Source organism: Agrobacterium sp. K11 (assembly GCF_059429395.1).
Genome location: NZ_JCAHRB010000014.1, coordinates 155,614 through 163,232, shown reverse-complemented (window position 1 = coordinate 163,232; position 7,619 = coordinate 155,614). Strand labels below are relative to the sequence as shown.

General features: G+C 57.9%; 9 protein-coding genes. 1 reads left to right on the top strand and 8 read right to left on the bottom strand.

Annotated elements, in window-relative coordinates:
• Window positions 1-235: 235 nt before the first annotated feature.
• Together AC5SEO_RS24320 and AC5SEO_RS24315 are read right to left on the bottom strand one after the other, a co-directional pair.
• On the bottom strand, window positions 236-535 hold the full coding sequence (locus AC5SEO_RS24320; RefSeq protein ID WP_112949053.1) for a hypothetical protein: 300 nt from the start codon (window positions 533-535) through the stop codon (window positions 236-238).
• Window positions 536-781: 246 nt separating this feature from the next.
• A complete protein-coding gene (locus AC5SEO_RS24315; RefSeq protein WP_112949052.1) occupies window positions 782-1,687 on the bottom strand; it encodes a LysR family transcriptional regulator in 906 nt (301 codons plus the stop codon).
• A gap of 121 nt (window positions 1,688-1,808) precedes the next feature.
• Between AC5SEO_RS24315 and AC5SEO_RS24310 the strand changes: the two genes are divergently transcribed.
• Window positions 1,809-2,864, top strand: a complete 1,056-nt coding sequence (locus tag AC5SEO_RS24310) for an aldo/keto reductase (protein ID WP_495364097.1) — start codon at window positions 1,809-1,811, stop codon at window positions 2,862-2,864.
• A gap of 99 nt (window positions 2,865-2,963) precedes the next feature.
• On the opposite strand, the gene AC5SEO_RS24305 is transcribed toward AC5SEO_RS24310, so the two are convergent.
• The 6 genes from AC5SEO_RS24305 to AC5SEO_RS24280 all read right to left on the bottom strand — a co-directional run bounded on the left by AC5SEO_RS24305 (window position 2,964) and on the right by AC5SEO_RS24280 (window position 7,602).
• Window positions 2,964-3,338: a VOC family protein gene (locus AC5SEO_RS24305; RefSeq protein ID WP_041694767.1), complete on the bottom strand. Its 375-nt coding sequence runs from the start codon at window positions 3,336-3,338 to the stop codon at window positions 2,964-2,966.
• A 340-nt stretch (window positions 3,339-3,678) separates the two neighbouring features.
• Window positions 3,679-3,954 (bottom strand): hypothetical protein, encoded by a 276-nt coding sequence (locus AC5SEO_RS24300; protein ID WP_003519315.1) that lies wholly within the window; start codon window positions 3,952-3,954, stop codon window positions 3,679-3,681.
• A gap of 70 nt (window positions 3,955-4,024) precedes the next feature.
• Complete coding sequence (locus AC5SEO_RS24295; protein WP_003519316.1) at window positions 4,025-4,405, bottom strand: DUF6481 family protein; 381 nt, start codon at window positions 4,403-4,405, stop codon at window positions 4,025-4,027.
• A 360-nt stretch (window positions 4,406-4,765) separates the two neighbouring features.
• On the bottom strand, window positions 4,766-4,975 hold the full coding sequence (locus AC5SEO_RS24290; RefSeq protein ID WP_003519318.1) for a cold-shock protein: 210 nt from the start codon (window positions 4,973-4,975) through the stop codon (window positions 4,766-4,768).
• 445 nt (window positions 4,976-5,420) lie between these two features.
• Window positions 5,421-6,551: an NAD(P)/FAD-dependent oxidoreductase gene (locus AC5SEO_RS24285; RefSeq protein WP_112286117.1), complete on the bottom strand. Its 1,131-nt coding sequence runs from the start codon at window positions 6,549-6,551 to the stop codon at window positions 5,421-5,423.
• Between the two features lie 22 nt (window positions 6,552-6,573).
• On the bottom strand, window positions 6,574-7,602 hold the full coding sequence (locus AC5SEO_RS24280; RefSeq protein WP_112286118.1) for a Gfo/Idh/MocA family protein: 1,029 nt from the start codon (window positions 7,600-7,602) through the stop codon (window positions 6,574-6,576).
• Between the last annotated feature and the right edge of the window lie 17 nt (window positions 7,603-7,619).

Genomic DNA, 7,619 nt, shown 5'->3' with positions numbered 1-7,619 from the left:
ATCCGGGGAGTGTGACATTCCAACTTTGCAGAAACAGGACACTTTAACTTTGCGGCTACATACGGTAATCGCATAACATATATTATGGAACTCAATTTGTCGAAAAGGCGATGTTCTTTCAATCCTGACTGGATCTAAGCGATACGCGCAGGTGCAAACGGTGGGTGGTTCTATAAGTCGTCACCCTGGGGCATTCTCCCTATCCAGATCATCGAGGCGCTTTCAGGACGAGCAGTTATGAAAGGTTTTCTCCGTAAAAAAGCATCATTACAGCGAAGACGAGAATACCAAAGCCTGCCAGGCCGAAAGCGCGAAAAGAGGAAGCTCGGCCTTTCTTAAGCAGCGCTGCCACAAAAGCGCACAGAGACCAGAGTGCCGTGAAAATAATCAATAACCAGGAATACACAAACGGACCAAGGTCGTAGCCTCCCCCGCCAATTGATGGTGCAGAACTTGTATCGACTTGAGCTGCTATCAGAACCGACACAGGGACAGCTAGCATCAGCAGCCAAATATAGAGCGACTTGTATTTCATACGGTTTAAATCGCCTTCTTTTGGAGGTCGATCCGCCAGTTCTGGCGTATATGTTTGACCCGGTGTGGCTCGTCAATATCGTGATACTTGCTCTACTAGACTGCACGGCGAACGCCAAGGGAGCTTTCCATCCCCGGCAGGAACAACTCAATGGCGCGGGACAGACATGCCGGTGCCTAAAACCTAACGCGAGACGTCGACTCGAGTTTGGGTGAGGGTATCCTCCCCGATTGGCGGGTTTCTCTGCTATGTAACTTTGCCTTGCTTGGCCAGGAAATCAAGAAGAGCGCGCACTCTGGAAGGCAGCGGGCCACCCTGCCCTATATGAATGGCATGAAACCCCTCCCGGTCCCCAGGATTATACTCGTCGAGCACCGGCACCAGTCGGCCGGCCCTCAAATCATCGCGTATCGTGAAGTTGGCGAGGCGGGCAATTCCATTTCCAGCGAGTACCAGCTGGCGCAGCGCCTCGCCGTCATTGGCCTGGACACGGGCGGCGACTGGGGCAAAAATCGTCGCGCCTGCCGATATTAACGGCCAGCCATCCATCGAGCGGGTGTAACCAAGGCCCAGCTTGTCATGCCTTTCAAGCTCCTCGATAGTCCGGGGAAGGCCACGCCGGTCGACATAGCAGGGAGCAGCGACGATTGTCATTGCAGTATCGCCAAGCCTGCGCGCGATGAGGCTCGAACTTTTAAGCGGGCCTGCTCGAACCGCAACGTCCATTCGCTCCTCAAGCAGATCGACGACAAGGTCGCTTTGCACGATATCGACGGTAATCGCAGGATATCGCTCCAGGAATTCCGGGAGTATGCCGACGAGGACATGGGTGGCATAGGAGGCGCTGGTGCTCAGGCGGAGGCGGCCACTGGGCACCTCACCCGCACTGGCGATCCGCTCGGCATCTTCGATGTCTGCCAGGATACGCGTGGCGCGCTCGAAAAAGACGCAGCCTTCCGAAGTCAACTTGAACACGCGCGTCGAGCGATTGATGAGACGGGTACCCAGCCGCGCCTCCAGTCTCGCGACCAGTTTGCTCACCGCCGACGGCGTCATTCCGACGCTGCGAGCAGCTGACGATAAGCCACCGCACTCGACAACCTGCACGAAGACTTCCATTTCTCCGGATCGATTGACTTCCGCTCGAGCCATCTGGTCCCTGATTTCACAAATGTTGTTCCCGCCCGCAATCTATATCACGAAAGCCGGATCTCCTATCTCTTCCCCATCAGGTGGCGCAAGTCGCTTCCATTTCTCAAGAAAGGAAGACCAGATGGAATATCGTTCTCTTGGCCGATCAGGCCTCAAAGTCTCGGTCCTGAGCTTGGGCGCAGGCACGTTTGGAGGGGCAGGTCCCCTTTTCAGTGCATGGGGCACGACCGATGTCACCGAGGCAAGGCGACTTATCGATATCTGCGTTGAAGCAGGCGTTAATCTGTTCGATACCGCAGATGTCTACTCGAACGGTGCATCGGAGGAGGTGCTGGGTGCAGCGCTGGAAGGTCGTCGCGAGACCGTGCTGATATCGACGAAGACCAGCCTTCCTATGGGAGAAGGGCCGAACGATGCGGGGTCCTCCAGGTTTCGCTTGATCAGATCGGTCGAAGACGCACTTCGCCGGCTTCGGACGGACTATATAGACATCCTGCAACTTCATGCCTACGACGCCCGGACACCCGTCGAAGAAGTCTTGTCGACCCTTGATATGCTCGTTCGGGCGGGAAAGGTCCGCTATGTCGGCATCTCGAACTTTTCGGGATGGGAAATCATGAAGTCGCTGGCGGTTGCCGACGCGTACGGATTGCCTCGCTACATTGCCAATCAGGTGTACTATTCCCTTATCGGCCGAGACTACGAGTGGGATCTGATGCCACTGGGTATGGATCAAGGCCTTGGAGCACTCGTCTGGAGTCCGCTTGGCTGGGGGCGGCTTACGGGAAAGATCAGGCGCGGCTCTCCCCTGCCGGAGAGCAGTCGTCTTCACGAAACCGCAAGCTTTGGTCCTCCGGTCGATGAGGAGCATCTCTACCGCGTCGTTGATGCCCTTGAAGACGTCGCAAGACAACTCGACAAAACAGTTGCGCAAGTGGCGCTCAACTGGCTTACAGGCCGGCCCACGGTGTCTTCCATTATCATGGGAGCGCGAAACGAAGAGCAGCTCCGGCAGAACCTCGGAGCGGTCGGCTGGCATCTCACCGATGATCAGATTGCTCTCTTGGACAATGCGAGCGTCTTGACGCCGCCATATCCGCATTTCCCCTATCATCGTCAGGAGGGCTTTGCCCGTCTTAATCCGCCGATGGTAGGTTCCAAGATGCGTGGATTTTGAGCGTAATGTTGCGATTGATGTGGTGGATCCGGCTGCAAAAGTTATGCAGAAAGACCAACCCACAACAGCTGTGAGAATACCAGCGCAATTGGCGCTGCGTTACTTTGTCGGCTGAGACCGTGCGCTCAGTTTATGTCCGTCCGGATCACGAAGATAAGCGACGAAGGCCCCGTTCGGGCGCTCATTCGGCGGGCTCTCGATCGATGTGCCGCCGTGCGTAACACCGGCGTCGTGCCACGCCAGAACATGCTCGCGGCTCAGGGCGGCGATTCCGATTGTCCCGCCATTGGCAACGGTCGCCGCCTTGCCGTCGATCGGTTTCGTGATCATCAGTCGTCCGCCTTCGTGGACATAAATCAGTCTGCCTCTCGCATCCATCTCGCCGGGCGTGCCGCCCAATGCAGCAAACGTGGCGTCGTAGAAGTTTCTTGACCGCTCCAGATCATTACTTCCGATCATGATGTGCGTGAACATGGTCTCATCTCCCGTAAGGCGGCGCGCTGGCAGCAGGGGGCGAGCTACCCCTGAGCCAGGAGCTCGTTTGTCTGCCTTCACCGTACACCGCCCCGCGGGGCTCGCAAAGCGGGGGTAGGGTTTGGTTGATCGCTTCTGAAGGAGCCGAGAGCTCGATCCACTGATGTGGAATACCGGGAACGACAGTTTCGGCTTTAAGGCCAGCGCGGTCGCCCTGGCACAGAAGAAAGGAGAAAAAGCCAATCCCTCGACCAAACCCTGATCAGAAAATCGTACCCGGAGGTGGCGCACTTCTCCTTGGTAATTGGCTCAGTTCCTCGTTGAAACCGACGTCCAGCGGTCAGGCACGGTCGTAAGTGAAGGACGTCAGCAATGTCGTCACGAAGTTGCTCGCCCGCTCCTTTACAAGCACTTCAGTCCACTCGTCGGTTCCTCGAAGTCGCAGATCGGAGTGGATGCTGTCGACCGCAGCTTCTTCAATACGTTTTATATGGGCCTTGAAATTCGCTTCTCCACCGTCATGGTACATGTCGCGAATGACCATGCGCAGGATTTCCTGGATAGCGATTTGCCACGACGTGTTGATTGCCTGGAGCTCGTTATTATCCGGTGCCATGGGGCTGCTTTCGTTAGAGTGTCACCAGCATGACGCCGTCATGTTGTGGGGTCGGCGTGCAAGGGCAAGGTTAGGCTTGTCTTGCCTTGCGGTTAGCGTAGCGCCGGTCGCGTTCAGCCTTTCGCATCGTCTCATCTTCAATGACCCGGGCTATACGTGCCTTTTCGGCACTCTCCCGCGCTTCAATTTCTGCGACTGCGACCGCCTCAATCGCTGCCTGGCGCTCCAAAGCGTCGGTCTCGATACGCTGCTGTTCCTCAAGCTTCGTGCGCTCGCGTTGAAGACGTCGCTCTTCTCGAGCTGTGGCAATGGCTGCTCGTTCTGCCTGTCTTGCCAGCCTGGAAGGTTCTAAAGCGGTCTTTGCCGCGCGGTACGCATTGAGCAGAGCAGCTTTCGCTTCGGTAGATGCGGCGCGACGGTCGGCGACGTCATTGTTTCGGGCGTTCTTCATGGATATCCTGATAATGAGTGGAAGAGAGATCATCGCGTTTTCGCGTTTTATGACCAGACTGATGGAGCAGTGGCCCTGCCTTCTTGGCAAGACGTGCCGCTGGCAGCCATTCGGTCTACGGGGCGTGGGCGCCGTATTCCGACACTACCGCAAGGTTGCTTTTGACAGAAAATAACATCTGGATGCCGGTGAGGCAGATCGTCGTCTGCGAGCCGGATCCACTTTGTTTTTCTGCTCTTGCAATCTCAATTGGTTCGGCTTGAAACCGAAACGAAAAAGGCCAGGCAAAACGCCTGACCTTAATGAAGCAGCTTCCGACAGTGCCAGTACATCCGTGGTCAAAGGGAAGCAAATCTTGATTTATGCGGCCTGCAGATTGGTAGCAGACATCTTGCCCGACTTGTTGTCGCGCTCGAGTTCGAAGCCGATCTTCTGGCCTTCAACGAGCTCGCGCATTCCGGCGCGCTCGACAGCGGAGATATGAACGAACGCATCAGCGCCGCCGTTGTCGGGCTGGATGAAGCCGAAGCCCTTGGTGGAATTAAACCATTTTACTGTGCCAGTGGTCATGTTGAACCCTTTCAAAGCATAGAGTGTAGGACCGCGAAGCTGATGCTGCGCAGCGAGGAAACCGACTATTTTTGAAATGGAAGTTCGCTTAAAGCGCGGTGCCAATCGCGCGGTAGACAAAGCTCGGCAAGCAAAAGATCGATGATTTATGTATAACGGACTGAAGTCGTCGCGTCAACGATTAGTTTTCAAATAATGCAAACTCGCCTTTAAATTGTGCGGCGTGTCGCGACGCAGGGTGCCAACTCCTGCCCGCGTGGTGCCGGCTTTTCTATGCGTGGCAACGGTCTGTTGGTATCTCTGAACCGCAGGTTTTCTCCAGGGGCCGTGCAGCCGACCAGGGCATTAGCCTTATGTAAGAGACCGGACGGGCGTTTCCATATCAATAAAAAATGCCGGCCGCGGCGGCGGCCGGCTCATTTTGGCGATATCTGCCTCACATTGCTCAATTCAAGGGGAAACGCTCAGGTCGGAAGGTTGCGAGCATGGGATGTTCGGTGCCTGTCGCAACCTCGAACGCGAGCAGCTCGCCCACGATGAGGCCGAGTGTAGCACCGCTGTGGCTGAAGGCCGCGTAGTAACCGGAAATACTCTTGATGGCTCCAATCACCGGCTCGCCATCGCCGGGGATCGGTTTGCCACCAACGCCGATGGAAGCCACCTCGAGTTTCGGATTGCCTTCCATCACCCGCGCAGCCTCAACCAAAAGCTCTGAAACCACGCTATCGTCGATATCATAGCTGCCGTCCGCGCGCACTGTCACACCCTCATCGGCCGCCCAGTCGGCATCCAGTGAGAATGTGCGGCCCGGCGCCGGGCGAACAGCGACGCGCGGTGTATTGAGAACAGCGCGCAGGGGATGGGCGAGCGGCCTCGTCTGCACGAGAAGGGCGATCGGTGTTCCGTCCGCAATGGTCTGCCCGCTTTCAGCAGCCATCTTCGGGACGGCCGGACCGGTGGCAAGAACGACGGCATCCGCCCGATGGAGGACAGCATTTGCGGTTTGCGCGCCAATGACACGACCACCCTCGATCACGACTCGTGCAGCGCCCTGGTCCGTTACCAGAATGCCACCGAGTGCGAAAAACTCCTCAAGCAGCACACCAATCAGCGTCGGCAAATCGACCCAGCCTTCGCCGGGATTGTAGATTGCGCCCTGTGGAGTGATTGCGCCGGCGTCGACACCAGGCACGACGCGGGCGACTTCGGCTGCTGAAAGGCGCTGCGCATCATAGGCAAGCGAAACTTCGTGGCGATAGGCCGCGTCGATCTCGTTGCGCTCGTCATCCGCGTCCCAGGTCAACCCGCCATCAAAGCGAAGCCATTCTGCGCCGGGATTCTGCGCCGCGAGTGTGCGATACCGGTCGATGCCGGCCATACGCAGCCGATGATAGGGCTCAGAGCGCATGCGTGCCGAATTCAGCCAGGACAGCGAGCGGCCGGAGGCACCATTGGCCGGCGGCCCGTCATTGAGGATCGTCACCTTAATGCCGCGCCGCGCAAGCTGTACGCCAGTGGAAACGCCGAAGATACCGGCGCCGATGATGACGGCCGAAGAGATGGTGTTGTCGGTCATGGAATTGGCTTTCAATCAATTGTCATACGGATGGGGGTAAGGCATCGGGGATCTCCCAGCGACCGCTGGCTGCGGAGCGGAACAGCGCGTCGATCGCCGTCATATTCGCGATTGCGTCGCCAAGCCCCGTCTCGAGTGGTCCGCCGGAGAGGACAGCCTCGGCGAATGCATCGGCCTGTTCGCGATACTGGTCGACAGGCCCGATCGCGATCTCCTCGCGGCCGCCGCCGGCAAGATCGCGACCATCATCAAAGACAAGGATGGTCGGCTCATCAGCCGGTGCATTGAAGGGAATGGGGATTTCCAGACGCCCGCGCGTTCCAAGCACCGTGACCTTCTGCGTGAGGGAGAGTTGTGTGGAACAGGTGAAGGCAAGCTGCCTTCCCTCTGGAAACGCCAGCAGCCCGCTCGTCAGCCGGTCCGTGCCGAAGACGGGATCGCGCTCCATGAGGGCGATCGCCCGTACCGGTTCCGCGTCGAACAGGAACCGCGCTGTGTTGATGGCGTAACAACCAACGTCGAACAGACCGCCGCCGCCAATATCAGCCTGGTTGCGTACATTCCCGGGGTCGTCGAGATAATAGGAAAAGATCGTCTGGATGGCCCTCACCTCGCCGAGGCGCCCCTCGGCAATCAACGCGCGCGCCTTTTTCCATTGCGGATGGTGGCGCACCATGAAGGCTTCCGCGACCGGCAGGCCCGCCGCCTTTTGTGCCGCTGCCAGTTCCCTCGCCTGCTCGGCATCAAGCGCGATCGGTTTCTCGCAGAGTACAGGTTTGCCCTGCGCCAGTGCCTTTATCGTCAGTGGCACGTGCAGATGATTGGGCAAAGGGTTGTAGATTGCGTCTATTTCCGGATCGGCAAGCAGTTCCTCGTAGCTGCCATAGGACTTGGCGATGCCGAAGCGGGCCGCCATCTCCTTCGCCTTAGCGGCATCGCGCGAGGCGATTGCCGCAACGCGCCCCAGGCGGCTGGACTGGATGGCGGGAATGACCGCCTTGGCAGCAATGCCTGCGCAACCGAGCACACCCCATCGTATCGTTTGTATCATTGGTTTCTCCTCCCGGC